24 protein-coding genes are annotated in these 25,185 nt (G+C 65.0%); 3 read left to right on the plus strand and 21 right to left on the minus strand.

The genetic code is table 11. From position 1 onward, the window contains the following. Nucleotide 1 precedes the first annotated feature (1 nt). From rplN to rpsJ, 12 genes are read right to left on the minus strand one after another with little or no spacing between them, the layout of a single operon-like run. Entirely contained in the window at nucleotides 2-370 is a 369-nt protein-coding gene (rplN, locus tag H9656_RS05200; protein WP_003164378.1) for a 50S ribosomal protein L14, read from the minus strand. An 18-nt stretch (nucleotides 371-388) separates the two neighbouring features. Beyond that, complete coding sequence (gene rpsQ, locus H9656_RS05205; RefSeq protein WP_003164377.1) at nucleotides 389-631, minus strand: 30S ribosomal protein S17; 243 nt, start codon at nucleotides 629-631, stop codon at nucleotides 389-391. A gap of 10 nt (nucleotides 632-641) precedes the next feature. Then, nucleotides 642-839: a 50S ribosomal protein L29 gene (rpmC, locus tag H9656_RS05210; RefSeq protein ID WP_003164376.1), complete on the minus strand. Its 198-nt coding sequence runs from the start codon at nucleotides 837-839 to the stop codon at nucleotides 642-644. Continuing rightward, complete coding sequence (gene rplP, locus H9656_RS05215; RefSeq protein ID WP_003164375.1) at nucleotides 839-1,276, minus strand: 50S ribosomal protein L16; 438 nt, start codon at nucleotides 1,274-1,276, stop codon at nucleotides 839-841. Before rplP ends, rpmC begins: the two co-directional genes overlap by 1 nt. A 6-nt stretch (nucleotides 1,277-1,282) precedes the next feature. Then, nucleotides 1,283-2,026, minus strand: a complete 744-nt coding sequence (gene rpsC, locus H9656_RS05220) for a 30S ribosomal protein S3 (RefSeq protein WP_025978154.1) — start codon at nucleotides 2,024-2,026, stop codon at nucleotides 1,283-1,285. Then, entirely contained in the window at nucleotides 2,026-2,406 is a 381-nt protein-coding gene (gene rplV, locus H9656_RS05225; protein ID WP_024353170.1) for a 50S ribosomal protein L22, read from the minus strand. The genes rpsC and rplV overlap by 1 nt, the downstream gene beginning before the upstream one ends. 3 nt (nucleotides 2,407-2,409) lie before the next feature. Further along, nucleotides 2,410-2,688: a 30S ribosomal protein S19 gene (gene rpsS, locus H9656_RS05230; protein WP_003164372.1), complete on the minus strand. Its 279-nt coding sequence runs from the start codon at nucleotides 2,686-2,688 to the stop codon at nucleotides 2,410-2,412. Nucleotides 2,689-2,690: 2 nt separating this feature from the next. Beyond that, nucleotides 2,691-3,527 carry a 50S ribosomal protein L2 gene (gene rplB / locus H9656_RS05235; protein WP_191743158.1) on the minus strand — a complete coding sequence of 279 codons (837 nt, stop codon included), beginning with the start codon at nucleotides 3,525-3,527 and terminating at the stop codon, nucleotides 2,691-2,693. Between the two features lie 4 nt (nucleotides 3,528-3,531). Then, entirely contained in the window at nucleotides 3,532-3,837 is a 306-nt protein-coding gene (locus tag H9656_RS05240; RefSeq protein ID WP_003170030.1) for a 50S ribosomal protein L23, read from the minus strand. After that, a complete protein-coding gene (rplD, locus tag H9656_RS05245; protein WP_003170031.1) occupies nucleotides 3,837-4,475 on the minus strand; it encodes a 50S ribosomal protein L4 in 639 nt (212 codons plus the stop codon). Before rplD ends, H9656_RS05240 begins: the two co-directional genes overlap by 1 nt. After that, complete coding sequence (rplC, locus tag H9656_RS05250) at nucleotides 4,475-5,221, minus strand: 50S ribosomal protein L3 (RefSeq protein ID WP_191743159.1); 747 nt, start codon at nucleotides 5,219-5,221, stop codon at nucleotides 4,475-4,477. Before rplC ends, rplD begins: the two co-directional genes overlap by 1 nt. 23 nt (nucleotides 5,222-5,244) lie before the next feature. Next, the gene (rpsJ, locus tag H9656_RS05255) at nucleotides 5,245-5,550 is read right to left on the minus strand and encodes a 30S ribosomal protein S10 (protein WP_003164367.1); all 306 of its coding nucleotides are present in this window, start codon (nucleotides 5,548-5,550) and stop codon (nucleotides 5,245-5,247) included. Between the two features lie 584 nt (nucleotides 5,551-6,134). On the opposite strand from rpsJ, the gene H9656_RS05260 reads away from it, so the two are divergent. Beyond that, nucleotides 6,135-6,893 (plus strand): outer membrane protein, encoded by a 759-nt coding sequence (locus H9656_RS05260; protein ID WP_191743160.1) that lies wholly within the window; start codon nucleotides 6,135-6,137, stop codon nucleotides 6,891-6,893. A 160-nt stretch (nucleotides 6,894-7,053) separates the two neighbouring features. On the opposite strand, the gene H9656_RS05265 is transcribed toward H9656_RS05260, so the two are convergent. The 3 genes from H9656_RS05265 to H9656_RS05275 form a co-directional block, all read right to left on the minus strand. Beyond that, a complete protein-coding gene (locus H9656_RS05265; RefSeq protein WP_191743161.1) occupies nucleotides 7,054-7,950 on the minus strand; it encodes a head GIN domain-containing protein in 897 nt (298 codons plus the stop codon). A gap of 86 nt (nucleotides 7,951-8,036) precedes the next feature. After that, nucleotides 8,037-8,957 (minus strand): cupin-like domain-containing protein, encoded by a 921-nt coding sequence (locus H9656_RS05270; RefSeq protein ID WP_225212230.1) that lies wholly within the window; start codon nucleotides 8,955-8,957, stop codon nucleotides 8,037-8,039. A gap of 51 nt (nucleotides 8,958-9,008) precedes the next feature. Continuing rightward, nucleotides 9,009-10,109: a GNAT family N-acetyltransferase gene (locus H9656_RS05275; RefSeq protein ID WP_318240596.1), complete on the minus strand. Its 1,101-nt coding sequence runs from the start codon at nucleotides 10,107-10,109 to the stop codon at nucleotides 9,009-9,011. Nucleotides 10,110-10,291: 182 nt separating this feature from the next. Between H9656_RS05275 and H9656_RS05280 the strand changes: the two genes are divergently transcribed. Then, a complete protein-coding gene (locus H9656_RS05280) occupies nucleotides 10,292-10,456 on the plus strand; it encodes a hypothetical protein (protein ID WP_191743164.1) in 165 nt (54 codons plus the stop codon). Between the two features lie 187 nt (nucleotides 10,457-10,643). On the opposite strand, the gene tuf is transcribed toward H9656_RS05280, so the two are convergent. The 4 genes from tuf to rpsL all read right to left on the minus strand — a co-directional run bounded on the left by tuf (nucleotide 10,644) and on the right by rpsL (nucleotide 15,062). Further along, nucleotides 10,644-11,834 (minus strand): elongation factor Tu, encoded by a 1,191-nt coding sequence (gene tuf / locus H9656_RS05285; RefSeq protein ID WP_191743165.1) that lies wholly within the window; start codon nucleotides 11,832-11,834, stop codon nucleotides 10,644-10,646. 111 nt (nucleotides 11,835-11,945) lie between these two features. Further along, entirely contained in the window at nucleotides 11,946-14,024 is a 2,079-nt protein-coding gene (gene fusA / locus H9656_RS05290) for an elongation factor G (protein WP_191743166.1), read from the minus strand. Between the two features lie 149 nt (nucleotides 14,025-14,173). Beyond that, nucleotides 14,174-14,647: a 30S ribosomal protein S7 gene (gene rpsG / locus H9656_RS05295; RefSeq protein ID WP_025976278.1), complete on the minus strand. Its 474-nt coding sequence runs from the start codon at nucleotides 14,645-14,647 to the stop codon at nucleotides 14,174-14,176. A 40-nt stretch (nucleotides 14,648-14,687) separates the two neighbouring features. Beyond that, nucleotides 14,688-15,062, minus strand: a complete 375-nt coding sequence (gene rpsL, locus H9656_RS05300; RefSeq protein ID WP_003165508.1) for a 30S ribosomal protein S12 — start codon at nucleotides 15,060-15,062, stop codon at nucleotides 14,688-14,690. A gap of 393 nt (nucleotides 15,063-15,455) precedes the next feature. Between rpsL and H9656_RS05305 the strand changes: the two genes are divergently transcribed. After that, nucleotides 15,456-16,493 carry a hypothetical protein gene (locus H9656_RS05305; RefSeq protein ID WP_191743167.1) on the plus strand — a complete coding sequence of 346 codons (1,038 nt, stop codon included), beginning with the start codon at nucleotides 15,456-15,458 and terminating at the stop codon, nucleotides 16,491-16,493. An 87-nt stretch (nucleotides 16,494-16,580) separates the two neighbouring features. Here H9656_RS05305 and rpoC read toward each other — a convergent pair whose 3' ends face one another. Next, nucleotides 16,581-20,774 (minus strand): DNA-directed RNA polymerase subunit beta', encoded by a 4,194-nt coding sequence (gene rpoC / locus H9656_RS05310; protein ID WP_191743168.1) that lies wholly within the window; start codon nucleotides 20,772-20,774, stop codon nucleotides 16,581-16,583. A 99-nt stretch (nucleotides 20,775-20,873) separates the two neighbouring features. Beyond that, complete coding sequence (gene rpoB / locus H9656_RS05315) at nucleotides 20,874-24,989, minus strand: DNA-directed RNA polymerase subunit beta (protein WP_191743169.1); 4,116 nt, start codon at nucleotides 24,987-24,989, stop codon at nucleotides 20,874-20,876. Nucleotides 24,990-25,185: the final 196 nt, after the last annotated feature.

Below are 25,185 nucleotides of genomic sequence, written 5' to 3' on the forward strand. Positions count from 1 at the left end.
GTTACAGGACCTCCGGAGCCAGCGAGATGATCTTCATGTGGTTCTTGGCGCGCAGCTCGCGCGGAACCGGGCCGAAGATACGGGTGCCGACAGGCTCGTTTTGCTTGTTGACGATGACGGCGGCCGACTTGTCGAAACGGATGACAGAGCCGTCCTTGCGCTGGATGTCCTTGGCGGTGCGCACGACGATGGCGCGAACAACGTCGCCCTTCTTCACGCGGCCGCGCGGAATCGCTTCCTTCACCGAGGCGACGATGGTGTCGCCGATCGAGGCGTAGCGGCGCTTGGAGCCGCCCAACACCTTGATGCACATGACCCGGCGAGCGCCCGAGTTATCGGCGACCTCCAGGTTAGTTTGCATCTGGATCATGGGATCCGATCCTTCTTCTTACGAAGCCGAAGACGGGGAAATGATTTCCCAGCGCTTCAACTTGGACTTGGGGGCGCATTCGATAATGCGCGCGATATCGCCGACTTTGAGAGCGTTCGCCTCATCGTGAGCGTGGTAGTTCTTGGACTTACGAACCGTCTTGCGAAGCAGCGGGTGCAGCAGGGTGCGCTCGACCTTCACGACGACGGTCTTGTCGCCCTTGTCGGAGACGACCACGCCTTCAAGAATGCGTTTGGGCATCGGTGTTTCCTTACGAGGCCGCACGCTTCTCGCGCAGAAGCGTCGAGATGCGAGCGATGTCCTTGCGCACTTCCGAGACCCGGTGGGTCTTTTCCATCTGGCCGGTAGCGGCCTGGAAGCGCAGGTTGAACTGTTCCTTCTTGAGCTTCAGCAGCTCGTCGGACAGTTGGTCGACGGTTTGCGACCGGAGATCGGCGATCTTGGTCATTAGGCGGCTTGCTCCGTAACGATGCCGGCGTCCAGGCGGGTGACCACCTTGGTGCGGATCGGCAGCTTGGCGGCGCCGAGGCGCAGCGCTTCACGAGCCACGTCGTCCGGCACGCCGTCGATTTCGAACATGATGCGGCCCGGGGCCACGCGAGCGGCCCAATGGTCCACCGCGCCCTTGCCCTTACCCATCCGCACTTCGGCCGGCTTGCCGGAAACCGGCACGTCGGGGAAGATACGGATCCAGACGCGGCCCTGACGCTTCATCTGACGGGTGATCGCGCGGCGAGCCGCTTCGATCTGACGCGCCGTGATGCGCTCCGGCTCAACGGCCTTCAGACCGTAGGAGCCGAAGTTCAGCGAGAAACCACCCTTGGACGAGCCGTGGATGCGGCCTTTGAAGGCCTTGCGGTACTTGGTCTTTTTCGGTTGCAACATGGCCTATCAGCCCTCACGACCACGGCGAGGACCGCGATCACCGCGGGGGCCGCCACGGCCTTCGTTGGACGACGGACCCGAGGCTTCCTGGGCCCAGCGCTTGTCCTGAGCCATCGGGTCGTGCTCGAGCACTTCACCCTTAAACACCCAGACCTTCACGCCAATGATGCCGTAGGTCGTCTTGGCTTCATAGAAGCCATAGTCGATGTCGGCGCGCAGGGTGTGCAGCGGCACGCGGCCTTCGCGGTACCACTCCATACGAGCGATTTCGGCGCCGCCCAGACGGCCCGAGACGTTGATGCGGACGCCCTTGGCGCCCAGGCGCATGGCCGACTGCATCGAACGCTTCATGGCGCGGCGGAACGCGATACGGCGTTCCAGCTGCTGAGCGATGTTCTCGGCGATCAGCTGAGCGTCGGTTTCCGGCTTGCGGACCTCGACGATGTTCAGGTGAACTTCGCCTTCGGTGCGAGCGGCGATGTCCTTGCGCAGCTTCTCGATGTCAGCGCCCTTCTTGCCGATCACGACACCCGGACGGGCGGCGTAGATCGTCACGCGGCACTTCTTGTGCGGACGCTCGATGATGATGCGCGACACGCCGGCGGCCGACAGGCGTTCCTTCAGCCACGTGCGCAGCTTCAGGTCCTGGTGGAGCAGTTTGGCGTAGTCGGCGCCGCCGGCGAACCAGCGGCTGTCCCACGTGCGGTTCACGCCGAGGCGCAGACCGATCGGATTGATTTTCTGACCCATCAGGCGGCCTCACCTGCTTCGCGAACCACGATGGTGATTTCGCTGAACGGTTTCAGGATGCGCGACGAGCGGCCGCGAGCACGGCTCGCGAAACGCTTCATCACCAGGTTCTTGCCCACGAAGGCCTCGGCGACGACCAGGTTGTCGATGTCGAGGTTGTGGTTGTTCTCGGCGTTCGAGACGGCCGAGTACAGCACCTTGCGGACGTCGCCGGCGATGCGCTTGCGGCTGAATTCCAGCTCGTTGAGAGCCTTCTGTACCGGCAGGCCGCGGATCGATTGGGCCACCAGGTTCAGCTTCTGCGGGCTGATGCGGACGTTGACCAGCTTGGCGCGGGCCTCGGTCGTCGCAACGCGACGGGGGTTCTTGGTCTGGGCCATGGATTACTTCCTCTTGGCCTTCTTGTCCGCCGCGTGGCCCGGGAAGTTCCGGGTCGGGGCGAACTCGCCGAACTTCATGCCGACCATTTCTTCGGAGACCGACACCGGCACATGCTTCTGGCCGTTGTGGACGCCGAACGTCAGACCGACGAACTGCGGCAGGATGGTGGAGCGGCGCGACCAGGTCTTGATCACGTCCTTGCGGCCCGACGATTGAGCGGCGTCGGCCTTCTTGAGCAGATACCCGTCGACAAACGGGCCTTTCCAGGAGGAGCGGGCCATTCTTAGCGAGCCTTCTTCACGTGGCGAGTACGGATGATGAACTTATCCGTAGCCTTGTTCTTGCGGGTGCGGGTGCCCTTGGTGTCCTTGCCCCACGGCGTAACCGGGGTACGACCACCAGAGGTCCGGCCTTCACCACCACCATGCGGGTGGTCGATCGGGTTCATGGCAACGCCGCGGACGTGCGGACGCCAGCCCATGTGACGCTTGCGACCAGCCTTGCCCAGGTTCTGGTTCATGTGCTCGGGGTTCGACACGGCGCCGACCACGGCCAGGCACGAGTCCAGAACCATGCGCAGCTCGCCCGAGCCCAGACGGATCTGGGCGTAGCCCTGATCGCGACCGACCAGTTGAGCGTAGGCGCCGGCCGAACGGGCCAGCTGAGCGCCCTTGCCCGGCTTCATCTCCACGTTGTGGATGATGGTGCCGACCGGCATCGAACGCAGGGGCATGGCGTTGCCCGGCTTCACGTCGACCTTTTCACCCGCGACGATGGTGTCGCCGGCGTGCAGGCGCTGCGGAGCGATGATGTAGGCCTTCTCGCCGTCGGCGTAGTTCACCAGAGCGATGAACGCCGTACGGTTCGGGTCGTACTCCAGACGCTCGACCGTGCCGACCACGTCGAACTTGCGACGCTTGAAGTCGATCTTGCGGTACAGCTTCTTGGCGCCGCCGCCGCGGAAGCGGACAGCGATGCGACCGCCCTGACCACGGCCGCCCGACTTGGTCAGGCCCTCGGTCAGCGACTTCTCCGGGCGGCCCTTGTGCAGCTCGGAGCGGTCGACCAGCACCAGGGCGCGGCGGCCCGGCGACGTCGGATTGTAATGCTTCAGAGCCATGGTCTTAGAGCCCCGTCGTGACGTCGATCGACTGACCATCGGCCAGCGTCACGATCGCTTTCTTGATGTCCACGCGGCGACCGAGGATGCCCCGGAAGCGCTTGGTCTTGCCCTTTTGAACCAGGGTGTTGACCTTGAGGACGTTGACTTTGAACAGGCTTTCGACCGCAGCGGCGATCTCATCCTTGGTCGCCGTGCCGGCGACGCGGAAGACGACCTTGTTCTGCTCCGACAGGATCGTGGCCTTCTCGGTGATCACCGGAGCCAGGATGGTGTCGTAGTGCTTGGCGGTGGGTTGAGCGGCGGCCATTATGCGGCTTCCTTCTCAGCGAAGCGGGCCTCGATCGCCTCAACGGCGGCCTTGGTCAGCACCAGTTTGTCCGCCCGCAGGATGTCATAGACGTTCAGGCCGGCGTTCGGCAGCACGTCGATGTGCGGGATGTTGCGCGCGGCCAGGCCGAAGTTGGCGTCGACTTCCGGACCCGCGATGATCAGAGCCTTGGTCCAGCCCAGCTTGCCGAAGGTTTCGCGCAGGGCGGCCGTCTTGGCTTCCTTGACCGAAACGCTGTCGACGACGACCAGATCGCCAGCCTTGACCTTGGAGGACAGGGCGTGACGCAGGGCCAGAGCGCGGACCTTCTTGGGCAGCGAGAAGCCGTGGTCGCGAACGACCGGGCCGAACGCCGGCGAACCGCCGACGAACTGGGGCGCACGACGCGAGCCGTGACGGGCGCCGCCCGTGCCCTTCTGCTTGTACATCTTCTTGCCCGTACGAGAGTTCTCGTTGCGGGTTTGAACCTTGTGGGTGCCAGCGCGGCGCTTGGCCAGCTGCCAGTTGACGTAACGGGCCAGCAGGTCGCCGCGGATGTCGGAGATGCCGAAGACGGCGTCCGACAGCTCAACGTCGCCAGCAGCCTTGCCGTCGAGTTTGATGACCGAGAGTTTCATTACGCTTCACCGCCTTCGGTCGCTTCCACGGCCGGAGCTTCTTCAGCCGGCGTCGAAGCGGGTTGAGCAGCGGCCGACTTCACGGCGCCCGGGAACGGGGCGTCCGACGGGCGGGCCTTCTTGATGGCGTCGCTGATCTTGACGTAGGCGCCATCGTGACCCGGGACAGCGCCCTTGATCAGGATCAGGCCACGCTCGGCGTCGACGCGGACGACGGTCAGGTTCTGGGTGGTGACGACTTCCTGGCCCAGGTGACCGGCCATCTTCTTACCCTTGAAGACGCGACCCGGATCCTGACGCTGGCCGGTCGAACCGTGCGAGCGGTGCGAAATCGACACGCCGTGCGAAGCACGCAGACCGCCGAAGTTCCAGCGCTTCATGGCGCCCGCAAAGCCCTTACCAATGGTATGGCCCTGGATGTCGACCTTCTGACCCGCGAGGAAGTGGTCGGCCGACAGTTCGGCGCCCACGTCCAGCAGGGCGTCTTCGCCCACGCGGAACTCGGTCACATAGGCCTTCGGCTCAACCTCGGCCTTCGCGAAAACTTCGCGTTGAGCCTTGGCCGTGTTCTTGGCCTTCTTAACGCCAGCGCCCAGCTGAAGGGCGACGTAACCGTCGCGCTCCTTGGTACGTTGGCCGACGACTTGGCAGCCGTCGAGCTGGAGTACAGTGACCGGAACGTGTGCGCCGTCATCGGCGAACACGCGGGTCATCCCCAGCTTCTTGGCGATCACGCCCGTGCGCATGTCGGATCCCGCCTCTTTCTTTCTTAGATCTTGATCTCGACGTCCACGCCGGCGGACAGGTCGAGCTTCATGAGCGCGTCCACGGTCTGCGGGGTGGGGTCGACGATGTCGAGCACGCGTTTGTGCGTGCGGATTTCAAACTGCTCGCGCGACTTCTTGTCGACGTGCGGCGAGCGGTTCACGGTGAACTTTTCGATCAGGGTCGGCAGCGGGATCGGACCACGAACGGTCGCGCCCGTGCGCTTGGCGGTGTTGACGATTTCGCGCGTCGAAAAGTCGAGGACGCGGTGATCGAAGGCCTTGAGCCTGATGCGGATGCTTTGATCCATATCGGTTGTTATTCCCATGCGGCCGGAGCCGCGTCCCTGTGAACCATTTCAAAGACCGAAGCCCCGAGACGAAAACTCGTCCCCAGGAAACGCAAATCCGCAAAAACGAGCGGCCCACGCAGTCCCCCGCGAAGGCCGTAAGTTCCCAAGAAGCTGCAAAGAACAGTAACTTAGGTCGTTCCTGCGGACCGCGTCTGCACCCGAAAGTGCACAGCCGGTCCAACAAGAGGGGCGCTTATGCCCTCCGATTCCGTTTCCGTCAAGCGTGGAAATCCCCGCCCCGTCAGCGTTTGCGACTCGCAGGGCCCGCACGCCCCTGCGACGGGGTTCAGCGACATAACACAGGCCTTTCGTTAGGAACTGAGGCTGGATAACGGCCAGATGAACGCGCCGATAAGGCGCCGCCGCATTGCCTACTGCATGCTGACGCAGTTCTGCCGCAATGCGTCGCTTTTGGGCAACATTGCCCCTGATGTGACGACGCCATGACATGTTTGTTACGGCAAAGCGCGAAAGTGCGACCTATGTCTTGCGCATCGCCGGGCGGCTCAGCTTGCTCGGCGGCAGTACATAAGGACAAAAAAATGAAAACCGTCTTTCTCGCTTCGGTCGCCGCCGCGACCCTGATCGCCGCTCCCGCTTTCGCTCAAGACGCCATCGGCTCGGTCGGCGTCGCTTACAACTACGCCGACGTTGAAGGCGTGGACGTGAACCGCGGCGTCATCGACGGCACCGTCGCCTCGTCGGTGTTCGGCGACTGGACCGTCACCTTCAACGCTGAAGGCGCCTACACGGACATCGACGGCGCGGGCGACGAAACGACCCTGGCCGGCGCCGTCCACCTGTCGAAGAAGATCGAAGACATGCGCTTCGGCGGCTTCTACGGCGCTTCGGAACTGGGCGCGACCACGCTGAACACCTTCGGCCTGGAAGCCCAGAAGTACCTGGACCGCGCCACCCTGACCGGCGTCGTCTCGTACGGCTCGGCTGCTGACGCCGACATCTGGACCGTGGCCGGCGACGCCGCCTTCTACGCCACGCCGCAACTGCGCCTGAGCGGCGGCGCCGCCTACACCAACGTCGACGCCGACAACATCTTCGTCGGCGCTGGCGACGTGGACGCCTGGTCGGCTGGCGTGGCGGCTGAGTATCAGTTCGCTGACTCGCCGTACTCGGTCTTCGGCGGCTACGACTACGTCGAGTCCTCGGACCTGAACATGGACGCCAACGTCTTCACCATCGGCATGCGCTACAGCTTCGGCGGCGGTCTGCAAGCTCGCGACCAAGCCGGCGCCAACCTGGGCCGCACGCACAACGGCGTCTCCGCCCTGTTCGGCCGCTAAGCAGTCTGTGCGGCCTGCAAGGGCCGCTCGGAAACAGGAAACCCCGGCGGATCGCTCCGCCGGGGTTTTTTGTTTGCCGCCGTCCGCGCAACGGCAGGCGTGAAAAAGGCCCGGAGGGTTCCACGCTTCCGGGCCCTTTCTTCAGAGGCTTCGTGCGGCGTCAGCGGCCGATACGAAGATCCCCCGATCCGACGATCGAGCGCGACACCCGACCGGTAGCTTCAGCCACCCGCACATCGCCCGACCCGGCGATCGACGCCGACACGTCGCCAGCCTCTCCTTCAAAGCGCACGTCGCCGGACCCGCCGATCGAGACCCTCAGCACCGGTGCGTGGCCGCCGCGGACGCGCACGCCGCCAGAGCCGCCGATCGCGATGGCCGTCTCGCCATCCACTCGGGCGACATCTACGCTGCCCGAGCCGCCGACGCTGGCGTCCAGCGTCCCAGTGGCGCCTGCGAACACCGAACCAGAGCCGCCGACTGCAGCTTCCAGATTGCGCGACGTGCCTGCGCGGATGCTGCCCGAACCGCCGACCGACAGCTCCACATCTCCATCCACGTTGGCCACCGTCCAAGAACCGCAGCCGCCAGAACCGAGGTCTACCGAGCGAGCGCCGCGGCCGACGGCGCCGAACACGGCCCCACCCCCATTGACGTCAACGTCTCTGGGGGTCCGCAGCACGATCAGCGGCGCATCTTCCATGCGGATCCGCCCCTTGCCCCGAACCTCGACCGTTGCGCCTTCGCCCGGTTGGCGCGCATCAGCCGGTCCGCTGTTGCATGAGCCTATCGGTCCGCCGTTGAAGCTCATGCCCCGCCCGCGGCCCAGGCCGCCGTCTATGCGCACCTGGCCCCCTCGGCGCTCGAGGCGCAGTTCCGGCAGGTCCGCCGAGCCTTGCGTGATCTCGACACCCACATCTGCGCGGTCTTCAGGAATCACGATCACGCGCGCCACCGCATTGCGGATGGTCACTTCAGCGGCGAATGCGGGCGCCGCAAGCACGGCGGATACAGCCAGCGCGGATCCCAAGGCGGCGGCGATAGCGGCGGGTTTCATCAGCGAGCTCTCCCTGTCTCTGTGTCCAGACAAGACTGAGGTCCCCGCACCGCAAAGTCAGTTTAAATCGAGGTCATGAACCCCTTTTAACCTTGGCCTCCCGCCGCCTCGGCGTTCAGTCGACCGGCGCCGTCCACGGCGCCCGCCTCTGGCACGAAGTCGCGCTCGAAGTCCTCCAGGCGGCTCTTGAGAGCGCCCGTCTTCTTCAGCAACACCGACGCCGCCCAGCGCGCGGCCAGTTCAGGCGTTCCCATCTGATCGGTCGAACGGGGCGCCCCTCCCCGGCTTCGCAGCACGGCGTTGGTGTAGAGGGCGCCTCGTCTCAGGCGCGAGCTCCAGGTCTGGAAATCGACCGACAGGGAGACGCAGAACCGGTCCAGATTCTCCACCCGATGCGGCGCAAAGAAGGGCCAGGTCAAAGCCTGACCAGGCTCCAGGTCGATCGCTCGAGCGTCCTGCTCAAACGCGCGGACATAGGGAATCTCCTCGGTCGTCTGCCGCGCAATCACCTGCTCCATGCTGTGCTCGGACAGATGCGCCTCATCGCCGGGAAAGACGAACAGCCGCTTGCGGCCGCGCATGTGGAACAGGATCACCCCGGACGCGTCGAAGTGATAGGGCACCCGCGCCTTCGGCGACGACAGGATCAGCTGGCCGTTGCGACTGACCGCCTTCAGGCCCGGATAGGCGTCGCCCATGATCCGGTCGAACTCAGCCATGGTCGCCTGCCACAGCTCGGGCCAGCCGCGCTCGACATCGCGCATATTGACCCACAATCGGCCCTGCTGGATCGCTTCCAGAAGCTCGGCGCCGTTCAGCCGCCCGCGCGCGCCGGTGCGCAGGCTGACCTGTCCCTCGTCGTCGTAGTCATACAGGTTGATGTCGAACAGGTCGGCCGGATAGCGGTCCAGGACCTCGGCCAGCGCCTGATCCTCGGCGAAGCCGCTGGCGACCAGGCTGTGAGGATGCACCTCGGCCTGGCTGATCGGGCCCGCATAGCGCGTCATGGCATTCGTCATCGCGTTTCCCTGCTTCAGCGGCCGTGACGGCCGCCCTTTCTATTTCCGCACCATGTCCACGGCGGCGCGCAGCGCTCCCGAGGTTCGACCCGTCCAACTCGTCTCGCACGCCTCGATCACGGACCAGCGACGCTGGGTGCTTGTCCGCAACCGCCGGGCCCGCTCGCGCCCCACCAGGCCGACGACGGCGCTCGCCGAGTCGCAAAGCGCCTTGGTTAAGCCAGGTCGGGCCACGAGGCCTTCAACAGTCACAAGACCCCCGTCATCGTAATACTTCTTGTAATTGCCGCCTACGCCTACGCCGTAGTCAAAGACACGGTAGCCGCGCCCGGCCCCCAAACGGATGGTCTCCTGCGTCAGGACTATGCCCGGAGACCAGCGCGCCACCTCCTGCGCATAGACGGGGAACCACAGGTGGAAATGACGCCCCGCGTGCATCGAATACTCCATCGCCACCACGCGCCCGTCGACCCGCAGCACCGCCATCGAGGCGCCGAAGCCGTCTTCGCCTTCGCTGTCCATCAGAGCGTGCAGCACCTGGCCCGTCCAACCGCAGGAGAAAATGTCATGATGGCCGGTTCGGCGATACTGCTCGCTCTTCTCGATGATCAGGCGCTCCAGCAGGGCGTGATCCCGCAGGCAGATTTCGATCTCGACCGTCCCGAAGGCCCCGTCCAGCCCTCGACGCGAACGTTCCTTGTCCTTGAAGTACTTCGGAAAGGCCTTCCTGCGCCGCGCGTACCAGGCGTCAAAGCCGCCGTCGTCGGGCACGATCGACACCACGCTGGAGTAGCGCGGCATCTCTGCAGGGGCCTCGCCGATCCAGGCCGCCGCCGCGAACCTCGGTGCTCGAAGCAGGCGCGCGGCTTCCTGCATCGACGGCTTCAGGTCGCGAGGGCCGATAACTCCGTGATAGTCGTTCATTGGCGCGGCCAGCGGCTGGATCGTCCCGCCCCGACGCTGATGCGGATAATAGCCGACCACGCGACCGTCCCGTTTGAAGACAGCGACAGCCGACCCAGGACAGATGGGGCCCGCCGTCCGGGCGAACTCCCAGCGAAAATAGGGGCTGCTCAGGTCGGGATCCGCGCGCGCCCAGTCATTCCACTGCGCGCCCTCACCAGCCGACAGCTCAGCCACGCTACGAATTTCGACTGATAGTGGTCCCGACATGACGCTCCCTTCCGGAACAAGCACAGCAAGTCCCGTTCCAAGCCTGGCTGATACGTCCAAGCTCTTGAGGCCGGGTTAGCATCCGGCGGACAGCATCAAGGAACGGAGCCTCTTGTCCGCCCCCGCATTGTCTTGGGCAGGAGGTACCCATGACAACGCCCCGCCCCAAGACCCGAGAAACCGAGAACGAAGACCTGCGACCCGACACGGCCGGCCATCCGCCCCGCCCTGCCACAGAGCCGCGAGGCGCCGAGGGCAGCAGCAACTCTGGCCGCACCGAAACCGACCCGGCCACCGGCGAACCGAACGACTGACAGCAAAACGGCCCCCAGATCGCTCCGGGGGCCGCTCTGTTACGCTTTACGCTTGGCCTAACGCCCTTGCGGGCTGCTTGAGGCCATTACTGCGGCCTGCCGCCCTTTCGGGCTGCGTGAGGCCGGTACGCTTACTCGTTACTGGCGAACCAGCGAGGGCCGAAGCCCCCGCCCATTCTGACGTCGATTACTCGACGATCTTGGCCACGACGCCGGCGCCGACGGTGCGGCCGCCTTCACGGATGGCGAAGCGCAGCTTCTCTTCCATCGCGATCGGCGTGATCAGCTCGACGTCCAGCTCGGCGTTGTCGCCCGGCATGATCATTTCCACGCCTTCCTTCAGGTGCACGATGCCGGTCACGTCGGTCGTGCGGAAGTAGAACTGCGGACGGTAGTTCGTGAAGAACGGCGTGTGACGGCCGCCTTCTTCCTTGTTCAGGATGTAGGCTTCAGCCACGAACTTGGTGTGCGGGGTGATCGAACCCGGCTTGCACAGCACCTGGCCGCGCTCGACGTCTTCACGCTTGGTGCCGCGCAGCAGCACGCCCACGTTGTCGCCGGCTTGACCCTGGTCCAGCAGCTTGCGGAACATTTCAACGCCCGTGCAGGTCGTCTTCTGAACCGGACGGATGCCGACGATTTCGACTTCTTCACCGACCTTGACGATGCCGCGCTCGACGCGACCCGTCACCACGGTGCCGCGGCCCGAGATCGAGAACACGTCTTCGACCGGCATCAGGAACGGCATGTCGATCGGGCGTTCCGGTTGCGGGATGTAGGCGTCGACCGCCGCCATCAGCTCTAGGATGCGCTCTTCGCCGATGTGGGCGTCGCGGTCTTCGACGGCGGCCAGGGCCGAGCCCTTGACGACCGGGATGTCGTCGCCCGGGAACTGGTACGAGCTGAGCAGCTCGCGCACTTCCATTTCGACCAGCTCCAGCAGTTCCTCGTCGTCGACCATGTCGACCTTGTTCAGGAACACCACCAGGGCCGGAACGCCGACCTGACGCGACAGCAGGATGTGCTCGCGGGTCTGCGGCATCGGGCCGTCAGCGGCCGAGCACACCAGGATCGCGCCGTCCATCTGAGCGGCGCCCGTGATCATGTTCTTCACGTAGTCGGCGTGGCCCGGGCAGTCCACGTGCGCGTAGTGACGGTTGGCCGTCTCATATTCCACGTGCGACGTGTTGATGGTGATGCCGCGCGCTTTTTCTTCCGGCGCGTTGTCGATGTCGGCGTAGTTCATCGCCTTGTTGCCGCCGGCCTTCGCCAGCGTCATCGAGATCGCCGCCGTCAGCGTCGTCTTGCCGTGGTCAACGTGGCCGATCGTGCCGATGTTCACGTGCGGCTTATTACGTTCGAACTTTTCCTTGGCCATTCTCTAGCTCCTGGAATCCCCAAAACGGGGGTCCAAATGGGTTTGGGGATAGATGGGGCGATTTGTGCTCAAACCGCCCCGTTTTCAAGTGGGCCCGTCAGAAAGACGGACTTAGGCGTACTTCTTGATCACTTCGTCGGCGACGTGTTGCGGCACCGATTCATAGTGGTCGTACTGCATGGTGAACTGGGCGCGGCCCTGCGACATGCCGCGCAGCGTGTTCACATAGCCGAACATGTTGGCCAGCGGCACGAAGGCGTTCACGACGACGGCGTTGCCGCGCATGTCCTGACCCTGGATCATGCCGCGACGGCCGTTCAGGTCGCCGATGATCGAACCCAGGTACTCTTCCGGGGTCACGACCTCGACGGCCATGATCGGCTCGAGCAGCTTCGGTCCGCCCTTTTCCTTCAGTTCACGGAACGCGGCCCGCGAGGCGATTTCAAACGCCAGCACCGAGGAGTCGACGTCGTGGAAGGCGCCGTCGATCAGGGTCGCCTTGACGTCGATGACCGGGAAGCCGGCCAGCAGGCCGTTGTCCTTGGCCGACTTCAGGCCCTTTTCCACGCCCGGGATGTATTCCTTGGGCACGGCGCCGCCGACGATGGCCGACTCGAAGACGAAGTCCGAACCCGGCTCGCCCGGCTCGAACACCAGCTTGACGCGGGCGAACTGACCCGTACCGCCGGTCTGCTTCTTGTGGGTGTAGTCGATCTCGGCCTTGCGGCTGATGGACTCGCGATAGGCCACCTGCGGCGCGCCGATGGTCGCTTCGACCTTGTAGGTGCGCTTCAGGATGTCGATCTTGATGTCCAGGTGCAGCTCGCCCATGCCCTTCAGGATCGTCTGGCCCGACTCGTGGTCGGTCGAGACGGTGAAGGACGGATCTTCCGAAGCCAGCTTGGCCAGGGCGACGCCCAGCTTCTCCTGGTCGGCCTTGGTCTTGGGCTCGACGGCGATCTCGATCACCGGCGCCGGGAATTCCATCTTCTCCAGGATGACCGGCGACTTCAGCGGATCACACAGGGTGTCGCCGGTGCGAGTTTCCTTCAGGCCTGCCAGGGCGACGATGTCGCCGGCGTAGGCTTCCTTGATGTCTTCACGGTTGTTCGAGTGCATCAGCAGCATGCGGCCGACACGCTCGCGCTTGTCGCGCGACGAGTTCAGCAGCGACTGGCCGGTTTCCATCTTGCCCGAGTAGATGCGGCAGAAGGTGATCGAACCGACGAAGGGGTCGTCCATGATCTTGAACGCCAGAACCGACAGGGCTTCGTCGTCCGAGGCCTTACGCGTGGTCGGCTCTTCGGTCTTGAAGTCGATGCCCGGGATGGCGGGGATGTCCAGCGGCGACGGCAGGTAGTCGACAACCGCGTCCAGCAGGGGCTGCACGCCCTTGTTCTTGAACGCCGAGCCGCACAGCACCGGATAGAAGTGACCTTCGATCACGGCCTTACGGATGCAGCGCTTCAGGACTTCGACCGACGGCTCTTCGCCGCCCAGGTAGGCTTCCATCGCCTCGTCGTCGAGTTCGACGGCGTTGTCGACCAGGTACTGACGCGCGGCAGCGGCGGCGTCGGCCAGCTCAGCCGGGATGTCGCCGACGATGGCGGCGGCGCCGACCTGATCGGTTTCCCAGATCAGACCCTTCATTTCGACCAGGTCGATCACGCCCTTCAGGTTCGATTCCGAACCGATCGGCAGTTGAATCGGCACAGCCTTGGCGCCCAGGCGGTCGCGGATCGACTCGACCGACTTCTCGAAGTCGGCGCCGATCTTGTCCATCTTGTTGACGAAGACGATGCGCGGAACGCGGTATTTGTCGGCCTGGCGCCAGACGGTTTCCGTCTGCGGCTCGACGCCGGCGTTGCCGTCCAGCACCGTCACGGCGCCGTCGAGCACGCGCAGCGAACGTTCGACTTCAATGGTGAAGTCCACGTGGCCGGGGGTGTCGATGATGTTGAGGCGCTTTTCTTTCCAGAAGGCGGTCGTCGCGGCCGACGTAATGGTGATGCCGCGTTCCTGCTCCTGGTCCATCCAGTCCATCGTGGCCGAACCGTCGTGGGTCTCGCCCATCTTGTGGTTCTTGCCGGTGTAGAACAGAATCCGCTCGGACGTCGTCGTCTTGCCCGCGTCGATGTGGGCCATGATGCCGAAGTTGCGGTAGTCTTCGATTTTATGTGTGCGGGGCATTCGATTTGCCTTCCGGGAGCTTCGCGGACGCGCGAGCGCCCTGGGGTGTCGGATATGACGGCGCGGGCGGTTCAGTCTGAACGCCCGCGCCGGATCGTCTGATTGGCGACCGTCCCATTATCCGAAGAACAGGGACGGTTTTAAGACGTTTACCAGCGGTAGTGGCTGAAGGCGCGGTTCGCCTCGGCCATCTTGTGGGTGTCTTCGCGCTTCTTGACCGCGGTGCCGCGGTTGTTCGAAGCGTCCAGCAGTTCGGCAGCCAGCTTTTCCGTCATGGTGTTCTCGCCGCGGTTGCGCGCAGCGTTGACCAGCCAGCGGATGGCCAGGGCGCGACGACGGTCCGGACGGACCTCGACCGGCACCTGATAGGTGGCGCCGCCGACGCGGCGCGAACGGACTTCGACGGCCGGGGCGACGTTTTCCAGCGCAGCGTGGAAGGTCTCGACCGCAGTCTGCTCCTTCTTCTTGTCAGCCAGGATGTCGAAGGCGCCGTAAACGATGTTTTCGGCGACGGCCTTCTTACCTTCGTACATGACGTAGTTCATGAACTTGGTGACCACCAGGTCGCCAAACTTCGGATCCGGCAGAACTTCACGCTTCTGAGCGCGGTGACGACGGGACATGGATGTATCCTCTTAAATCTGTAGGGCGCTAAGGAGCGGATTACTTCGGACGCTTGGCGCCGTAGTGCGAACGACGCTGCTTGCGGTCCTTGACGCCCTGGGTGTCGAGCACGCCGCGCAGGATGTGGTAGCGAACGCCGGGCAAGTCCTTCACGCGGCCGCCGCGGATCAGCACGACCGAGTGCTCCTGCAGGTTGTGGCCTTCGCCGGGGATGTAGCACACGGCTTCGACGCCGTTCTTGGCCAGGCGGACCTTGGCGACCTTACGCAGGGCCGAGTTCGGCTTCTTCGGGGTCGTGGTGTACACGCGGGTGCAGACGCCGCGACGCTGGGGCGAACCCTCCAGGGCCGGGACCTTGTTGCGGACCGGCTTCGGCTTACGGGGCTTGCGGATCAGCTGGTTGATCGTGGGCATTCGAATTCGTCTCTTTTCGATGTGGAGGCGTGTGTCTTTCGACCGGAGCGCCTCATGAGCCTTCTTTTGGACGAGGCCGAAGCCCCGCCCGGGTGTTATCGAGCCGAACGAGACGCCCAAACAGAAAAACCGGAACGCGCGCTTCGGGCGTTCCGGCGGGCACAGCCCGTCCGTTCGATTGTCACGATCTGAGCGAACGGCGAACCGCCCACTTCTCGAAAGTGGGCGGCTTCTACGCGCGATCCGTTAACAGGTCAAGGGATTCGCGCACGCGGCCCGCCCGTCGATCGCCAAGGTCCGCCGCTGAGCGAGCGCGGTTCCCCATACGCTGATTTGCGCCCATATATGGCCATGCTTGGCTTGGCATGATCGCTCCACACGGGGGGAGGCTCAATGAGCGTTGCAGTTCTGGCCCAACTGAAGGCCCGGCGGCAACGCCCTGGCCTTCGACGCGCACTGACCGGCGCCGCATCGGTGCTGATGCATGTCGTCGTCTTCGGCGGCATGGCGCATATGGCGGCCAGAGACAAGCTGGCCCAGCCGTCCACTCCGCCCCCGCCGACCATCATACAGGTGGAGATCCAACGCCGGGAAATCCTCCCAGAGCCCCCACTGCGGCTCCCTCAGCCGACGCCCATCCCCACGCCGCCGCGCCCGGCGGAACGCGAGCGCCAGATCCCCGCTCCGGCCGAGGCGCCTCCCAGGCCGGCGCCGGCCGCGGCTGCGCCCCAAACGCCAGCGCCGGTTCCGGCTGCCGCTGAAACACCCCGACCGGCGGCGCCTGCGCAGGTTCCCGCTCCCGCCCTCGCACCGCCCGCCGCTGCCCCGGAACGAGCGCCCGCCGCTCCTGCGGTCGTCGCCCCGATCATTCGCCGCAAGAAGGACGAGGACGAAGGACGGGAAGGCGCGCCCGCCCCGCCGGCGCCGCGTCTGGCCAATCCGGCGGCCGGGGCCCCCTCCGCCGCAGCGTCCGGGGTTGCCGGGGTGTCTGACGCGTGGCGCGTGGCGCCCGAAAGCCAGGCCGACGCGAATGCCCGCGCGTTACGGACTTCCCCCGCCGGTTGCCCAGCGACGCAGATGCTGAGAAACGGCGAAAAGCTTATCTGCGACGAGCGCTACAACGAGCGAGCCGCAGAAGGCGCCGAGCGCGGCCGAATAACCGGCACTGGCAACGCCGGGCGCGACGCCCGCTTCGCTCGCGAAGGCGCCCGCGAGATGCAGCGCTATGAGGAAAGCCGTCGGCCGCCCAGCGGGGGCATCGGCATTACCCGCCCGCGGGACTGTCCCGGCTCCAATTTGGGCAGCGGCTGCGCCGGCGACCTTCTGGACCCGTCCATGCGCATGGATTCGACCCAGAACATCCGCACGTCCCGCGACGGCCCGGCGACTTCCGCGACGCCTGCGCCGCGGCCCCCTGCACGGCGACAGTAGCCCGCGCTCGGCAAGGATTAGCGACAAAGAAAAAGAGCGGCGCCTTTCGACGCCGCTCTCTTCAGTCTTTCAGGATCTGAACCCGGATCAGTCGGCCGACTGCTCCAGTTCCAGGGCCAGGTCCGCCGGAAGCGGCTCGACCGCCTCTTCGCGGGCCTGGGTCAGCTCAGCGTCCCGCTCGTTGGCGATCTTCTGCAGGCTGCGCAGGTAGGCGCCCGTACCGGCCGGGATCAGACGGCCGACGATGACGTTTTCCTTCAGGCCTTCCAGCATGTCCTTCTTGCCGTGGACCGAAGCCTCGGTGAGGACGCGGGTGGTCTCCTGGAACGACGCCGCCGAGATGAAGCTGCGGGTCTGCAGCGACGCCTTGGTGATGCCCAGCAGGACCGGCTGCGTGATCGCCAGACGGCCGCCACGCTTCTCGACCTTGGCGTTTTCGACAGCCGCTTCAGCCACTTCGACCGTGTCGCCACGGATCAGGGTGGTTTCGCCGGAGTCGATGACCTCGACCTTCTGCAGCATCTGGCGGACGATCACCTCGATGTGCTTGTCGTTGATCGGCACGCCCTGCAGTCGGTAGACCTCCTGCACTTCGTTCACCAGATACTCGGCCAGCGCCTCGACGCCCTGGATGCGCAGCAGGTCGTGCGGATCCGGGTTGCCGTCGATGATGTAGTCGCCCTTCTGGATCAGATCGCCGTCGTGGACGGAGATGTGCTTGCCCTTCGGGATCAGGAACTCGACCGCTTCGCCCTGGTTGCCGTCGGCATCCGGCTCCGGGGTGATCTTGATGCGGCGCTTGTTCTTGTAGTCGCGACCGAATTCGACGCGACCGTCCATCTCGGCGATGACCGCGCAATCCTTCGGACGACGAGCTTCGAACAGTTCCGCCACCCGCGGCAGACCGCCGGTGATGTCGCGGGTCTTGGCGCCCTCGGTCGGGATACGGGCGATGATGTCGCCCGGCTTGGTCTCGTCGCCGTTGGCCACCGACAGGATGGCGCCGACGGGCAGGAGGTAGCGCGCGTCGGAACCGCTCGACAGCTTGGCGTAGCTGTCGCCCTGGGTGACGCCCATGGCCGGACGCAGGTCCGCACCGCGCGGGCTGGCGCGCCAGTCGGAGACGACGCGCTGGGCGATGCCCGTGGCTTCGTCGGTCTCTTCCTTGACGGACAGGCCGTCGACCAGGTCCTCGAAGCGCACCACGCCGCCGACTTCCGTCAGGATCGGGGTGGTGTAGGGATCCCACTCGGCCAGGCGCTGGTTCTTGGCGACTTCAGAGCCTTCCTTGACGCGCAGGCGCGCGCCGTACGGCACCTTGTAGGATTCGCGGTCCTTGCCGTCGACGGTCACGGTGACCACGACGTTGCGGCTCATGGCCACCGGGTCGCCGTGAGCGGCGATAACGGTCGGACCGACGACCTTGATGACGCCGGCGTTGGTCGCCTCGAAGAACGAGGTCTCCGCCACCTGAGCCGTACCGCCGATGTGGAAGGTCCGCATCGTCAGCTGGGTGCCCGGCTCGCCGATCGACTGGGCGGCGATGACGCCGACCGCTTCGCCGATGTTGACGTTGGTCCCACGCGCCAGGTCGCGGCCGTAGCAGGTCGCGCAGATGCCGGTATCGGCTTCACAGGTCAGGGCCGAACGAACCTTGATGGACTGGACGCCCACCTTGTCGATCAGCTCGACTTCCTCTTCCTGCAGATAGGTGTCGGCAGGGAACAGGACTTCGCCGCCCGGCTCCTTGATGTCCTCGGCCGCGTAACGGCCCAGCACGCGCTGGCCCAGCGAGACGAGCACGTCGCCGCCTTCGACCACGGCGCGCAGGGTGATGCCGCGCGTCGAGCCGCAGTCTTCCTCGGTGACGATGGAGTCCTGCGCCACGTCCACGAGACGACGGGTCAGGTAACCCGAGTTGGCGGTCTTCAGCGCGGTGTCGGCCAGACCCTTACGGGCGCCGTGGGTGGAGTTGAAGTATTCAAGGACGGTCAGGCCTTCCTTGAAGTTCGAGATAATCGGCGTCTCGATGATCTCGCCCGAGGGCTTGGCCATCAGGCCGCGCATCCCGCCCAGCTGCTTCATCTGGGCCTGCGAACCACGGGCGCCCGAGTTGGCCATCATGAAGACCGAGTTGATGTCCGGCTCCTGACCCTTGATCAGGACGCGCGGCTGGGCGATTTCGCCCATCATCTCATCGGCGATCTTGTCCGTGGCCTTGGCCCAGGCGTCGACGACCTTGTTGTACTTCTCGCCCTTGGTGATCAGGCCGTCAGCGTATTGCTGCTCGTACTCTTCGACCTGGGTGCGGGTCTCGTTGACCAGAGCTTCCTTCTTGGCGGGAATGACGATGTCGTCCTTGCCCACCGAGATGCCGGCCTTGGCCGCTTCGCGGAAGCCCATCTGCATCATCTGGTCGGCGAAGATGACCGTCGCCTTCTGACCGCAGTGGCGATAGACCTGATCGATCAGGTTGCCGATTTCCTTCTTGGTCAGGTTCTTGTCCAGAAGGTTGTAACCGATGTTCGGGTTCAGCGGCAGCAGAGCGCCCAGCTTCATCCGGCCCGGCGTGGTGTCGATCACCTTGGTCACGACTTCGCCTTCCGAGTTCATCTCGGTCCAGCGCGCCTTGATCTTGGTGTGCAGGGTCACGACGCGGGCGTCCAGCGCCGCATCGATTTCGCCCATGTTGGCGAACAGCTTGCCCTCGCCCGGCTGACCTTCCTTGACCAGCGACAGGTAGTACAGACCCAGGACGATGTCCTGCGACGGCACGATGATCGGCTTGCCGTTGGCGGGCGACAGGATGTTGTTCGTCGACATCATCAGCACCCGCGCTTCCAGCTGGGCCTCGAGGCTCAGCGGGACGTGCACAGCCATCTGGTCGCCGTCGAAGTCAGCGTTGAACGCCGTACAGACCAGCGGGTGCAGGCGGATGGCCTTGCCCTCGATCAGCTTGGGCTCGAACGCCTGGATGCCCAGACGGTGCAGGGTCGGGGCGCGGTTCAGCAGCACCGGGTGCTCGCGGATGACCTCGTCCAGGATGTCCCAGACGGCGGGCTGTTCGCGCTCGACCATGCGCTTGGACTGCTTGACGGTGCCCGACAGGCCCTTGGCGTCCAGACGCGCGTAGATGAACGGCTTGAACAGCTCCAGCGCCATCTTCTTGGGCAGGCCGCACTCGTGCAGCTTCAGCTCGGGGCCCACGGTGATGACCGAACGGCCCGAATAGTCGACGCGCTTGCCCAGCAGGTTCTGACGGAAGCGGCCTTGCTTGCCCTTCAGCATGTCGGCCAGCGACTTCAGCGGACGCTTGTTCGCGCCGGTGATGACGCGACCGCGACGGCCGTTGTCGAACAGGGCGTCGACCGATTCCTGCAGCATCCGCTTCTCGTTGCGGATGATGATGTCCGGCGCGCGCAGCTCGATCAGGCGCTTCAGGCGGTTGTTCCGGTTGATGACCCGGCGATACAGGTCGTTCAGGTCCGACGTCGCAAAGCGGCCGCCGTCCAGCGGCACCAGCGGGCGCAGCTCGGGCGGGATGACCGGCACGATGGTCAGGATCATCCACTCGGGCTTGTTGCCCGACTCGATGAAGGCCTCCAGCAGCTTCAGGCGCTTGGACGCCTTCTTGGCCTTCAGCTCCGACGGGTTGTCGGCCAGCTCGGCGCGGTGCTTCTCGGCCTCGGCGTTCAGGTCGATCGCCATCAGCAGGTTGCGGACCGCCTCAGCGCCGATCTCGGCGGTGAAGCCGTCGTCGCCGAACTCTTCCTGGTAGTGATAGAACTCGTCTTCCGTCAGCAGCTGGTTCTGCTTCAGCGGGGTCAGGCCCGGCTCGGTGACGATGTAGTTCTCGAAATACAGGACGCGCTCGACGTCCTTCAGCGCCATGTCCAGCATCAGCGAGATGCGGCTCGGCAGCGACTTCAGGAACCAGATGTGGGCGACCGGGGCGGCCAGGTCGATGTGGCCCATCCGCTCGCGGCGGACGCGGGCCAGGGTGACCTCAACGCCGCACTTCTCGCAGATGATGCCCTTGTACTTCATGCGCTTGTACTTGCCGCACAGGCATTCGTAGTCCTTGGTCGGGCCAAAGATACGGGCGCAGAACAGGCCGTCACGCTCGGGCTTGAACGTGCGGTAGTTGATGGTTTCCGGCTTCTTGATCTCGCCGAACGACCACGAACGGATCTTTTCCGGCGAGGCCAGGGCGATCTTGATCTGGTCGAAGGTCGGCGTGACCGGGACCGGGTTGAAGATGTTCAGGACTTCCTGGTTCATCTTTTTTCCTTCTGCGGGACTGCCCCGCGAAAATCATTCAGAGAGGAGAACAGGCGGACCGCCCTCCCCCGCCGAGGCGAGGAAGGGCGCTTGATCCGATCAGCTGTTTTCCAGCTCCACGTTCAGGCCCAGCGAGCGCATTTCCTTCACGAGCACGTTGAACGACTCGGGGATGCCGGCTTCGAAGCTGTCGTCGCCGCGGACGATGGCCTCGTAGACCTTGGTCCGGCCAGCCACGTCGTCCGACTTCACCGTCAGCATTTCCTGCAGGGTGTAGGCGGCGCCGTAAGCTTCCAGAGCCCAGACCTCCATTTCCCCGAAGCGCTGACCGCCGAACTGCGCCTTACCGCCCAGCGGCTGCTGGGTAACGAGCGAGTACGGGCCGATCGAACGGGCGTGGATCTTGTCGTCGACCAGGTGGTGCAGCTTCAGCATGTAGATGTAGCCGACCGTGACCGGACGCTTGAACTGCTCGCCGGTCTGACCGTCGTACAGGATCGACTGGCCCGAACGGTCCAGGCCCGCCGATTCCAGCAGGTCCTCGATGTCCGAGATGCGCGCGCCGTCGAAGACCGGAGTCGCGAAGGGCACGCCCTTCGACAGGTTCTTCGCCAGCTCGATCAGGTCTTCCTCGTCGTCCGGCAGCGGGGTGTCGGCGCCATAGACCTCGGTCAGACGCTCGATCAGAGCCTGCTTCTGACCGCCATGCTGCCAGGCTTCCAGCAGACCGGAGATCTGCTTGCCCAGACCGGCGGCGGCCCAACCCAGGTGGGTCTCGAAGATCTGACCGATGTTCATGCGCGACGGCACGCCCAGCGGGTTCAGCACGATGTCGACGTGGGTGCCGTCTTCCAGATACGGCATGTCCTCGATCGGCAGGATCTTGGAGATGACGCCCTTGTTCCCGTGACGGCCGGCCATCTTGTCGCCCGGCTGCAGCTTGCGCTTCACGGCCACGAAGACCTTGACCATCTTCATGACGCCAGGCGGCATCTCGTCGCCGCGCTGCAGCTTCTCGACCTTGTCTTCGAAGCGGCGGTCGAGGGCCTTACGGGCGTCCTCGAACTGCTTCTTCATGGCCTCCAGCTCGCCCATCGCCTTCTCGTCGTCGAGGGCGACCTGCCACCACAGGCCCTTGGACACTTCGGCCAGCTTCTCTTCGGTGACCTCGCCGCGGCCCATGCCCTTCGGGCCGGACACGGCGGTCTTGCCGAGCAGCAGCGGCTTCACGCGGCCGTAGACGTTGCGCTCAAGGATCTTGAGCTCGTCGTCGCGGTCCTTGCCCAGACGCTCGATCTCGGCGCGCTCGATGGCCATGGCGCGCTCGTCCTTGTCGATACCGTGGCGGTTGAACACGCGCACATCGACGATGGTGCCGGCGACGCCGGGCGGCAGGCGCAGCGAGGTGTCGCGCACGTCCGAAGCCTTCTCGCCGAAGATGGCGCGCAGCAGCTTCTCTTCCGGGGTCATCGGGCTTTCGCCCTTCGGCGTCACCTTGCCGACCAGGATGTCGCCCGGCTGGACTTCGGCGCCGATGGCCACGATGCCGGCCTCGTCGAGGTTGCGCAGGGCTTCCTCGCCGACGTTGGGGATGTCGCGGGTGATTTCTTCCGGGCCCAGCTTGGTGTCGCGGGCCATGACCTCGAACTCTTCCAGGTGGATCGAGGTGAAGATGTCGTCGCGCACGATCCGTTCGGAGATCAGGATCGAGTCTTCGAAGTTGTAGCCGTTCCAGGGCATGAAGGCGACCAGGGCGTTGCGGCCCAGAGCCAGTTCGCCCAGGTCCGTCGACGGGCCGTCGGCGATGACGTCGCCGGCCTTCACCGCATCGCCCACGCGCACGATCGGGCGCTGGTTGATGCAGGTCGACTGGTTCGAACGCTGGAACTTCGACAGGCGATAGATATCGACGCCCGAGCGGCCGGCTTCCACGTCGCCCGTGGCGCGAACCACGATGCGGGTGCCGTCGATCTGCTCGACCACGCCTTCACGACGGGCGACCACGACAGCGCCGGAGTCCACGGCCACCACGGCTTCCATGCCGGTGCCGACCAGCGGCGCGTCCGACTTCACCAGGGGCACGGCCTGACGCTGCATGTTGGCGCCCATCAGCGCGCGGTTGGCGTCATCGTTTTCCAGGAACGGGATCAGGGCGGCGGCGACCGAAACGACCTGCTTCGGCGACACGTCCATCATGTCGACCGTTTCCTTGGTCAGCAGCTGAGAGTCGCCGTTGATCCGGCCCGGCACCAGCTCCTCGACGATCTCGCCGTCGTTCAGCTCGATGTTGGCCTGGGCGATGACGTGCTTCGCCTCTTCCATCGCCGAGATGTAGACCACCTCGTCGGTCGCCTTGCCTTCGACCACGCGACGGTACGGGCTTTCGATGAAGCCGTACTTGTTGACGCGAGCGTGGGTGGCCAGCGAGTTGATCAGACCGATGTTCGGGCCTTCCGGCGTTTCAATCGGGCAGATACGGCCATAGTGCGTCGGGTGAACGTCGCGGACTTCAAAGCCCGCGCGCTCGCGCGTCAGACCGCCCGGGCCAAGGGCCGAAAGGCGACGCTTGTGGGTGATTTCCGACAGCGGGTTCGTCTGGTCCATGAACTGCGACAGCTGCGACGAGCCGAAGAATTCACGCACCGCGGCGGCGGCCGGTTTGGCGTTGATCAGGTCGTGCGGCATGACCGTGTCGATATCGACCGAGCTCATGCGCTCCTTGATGGCGCGCTCCATGCGCAGCAGGCCGACGCGGTACTGGTTTTCCAGCAGCTCGCCCACCGAACGGACCCGGCGGTTGCCCAGGTTGTCGATGTCGTCGATCTCGCCGCGGCCGTCCTTCAGGCCGACCAGGATCTGCAGCACCTTCAGCACGTCGTCCTTCTGCAGGACGCGGATTTCGTCGGAGACCTCAGGGGTTTCCAGACGCATGTTCATCTTCACCCGGCCCACGGCCGACAGGTCGTAGCGCTCGGCGTCGAAGAACAGCGAGTTGAACATGGCCTCGGCCGCTTCCGGCGTCGGCGGCTCGCCCGGGCGCATGACGCGATAGACGTCGAACAGCGCGTCCTCGCGGCCCGTGTTCTTATCCACGCGCAGGGTGTTGCGCATGTAGGCGCCGACCGTCACGTGATCGATGTCCAGCACGTCGATGGTGGTGAAGCCGTTGGCTTCCAGCAGCTCGATCGCGGCGGCGTCCAGCTCGTCGCCCGCCTCGGCGTAGATTTCGCCGGTTTCGAAGTTGACGGCGTCGGAGGCCAGATACTTGGTCAGCAGGGCGTCAGCCGCCAGCGACAGCGACTTCAGACCCCCGTCGGCCAGCTTCTTGGCGGCGCGGGCGCTGATCTTCTGACCGGCCGGGGCGACCACTTCGCCGGTGTCGGCGTCGACCAGGTCGAACTCCGGCTTCACGCCGCGCCAGCGTTCCGGCTTGTAGGGCGTGACCCAGCCTTCGCCGCGCTTCTCGTACGGAACCGTCTCGTAGAAGGTCTTGAGGATCTCTTCCCCGTCCATGCCCAGGGCATAGAGGAAGGTCGAGGCCGGCAGCTTACGACGACGGTCGATGCGGACGTAGACGATGTCCTTGGCGTCGAACTCGAAGTCCAGCCACGAGCCGCGATAGGGGATCACGCGGGCGGCGAACAGCAGCTTGCCCGACGAGTGGGTCTTGCCCTTGTCGTGGTCGAAGAAAACGCCCGGCGAACGGTGCATCTGCGAGACGATCACGCGCTCGGTGCCGTTGACGATGAAGGTGCCCTTGTCCGTCATGAGCGGGATGTCGCCCATGTAGACGTCCTGCTCCTTGATGTCCTTGACCGAACGAGCGCCCGTTTCTTCCTCGGTCTCGAACACGATCAGGCGCAGCTTGACCTTCAGCGGCGCGGCATAGGTCATGTCGCGCTGGATGCATTCCTCAACGTCGTACTTCGGGTCCTCGAACTCGTAGGAGACGTATTCCAGAACGGCGCGTTCGTTGAAGTCCTTGATCGGGAACACCGACTTGAAGACCGCCTCGATGCCCTCGTCGTTGCGCAGACCGGGGCGCGACTCACGTTGCAGGAACTGCTCGTACGAAGCGCGCTGAACCTCGATCAGGTTCGGCATCTGCACGGCTTCGGGGATGCGCCCGAAGCTGTAGCGAATGCGCTTCTTGCCGGTAAACGACGTGGCGGCAGCGATCTTACCCAAGGCGAGACCGTCGGTGGACTTGGCCATTCTGTTTTCCCAATCGCGGCCCCTTGCGAGGCCCGCTCTCAATGCAGCAGCCACGGCGCGCCGACCGGCGATCCGTGACCGTTAAATGTCTCTCGGCGTCCACCCTCGATCCGCTCGCGGATCAGGACGCCTGGATGTATCCGCCCCCTTGGGGAGGGGCGACGCCTTCGCACCGGTCGGAGGGCGACAAACCGGG

It is taken from the genome of Brevundimonas guildfordensis (assembly GCF_014836405.1).
GTDB classification, from domain to species: Bacteria; Pseudomonadota; Alphaproteobacteria; order Caulobacterales; family Caulobacteraceae; genus Brevundimonas; species Brevundimonas guildfordensis.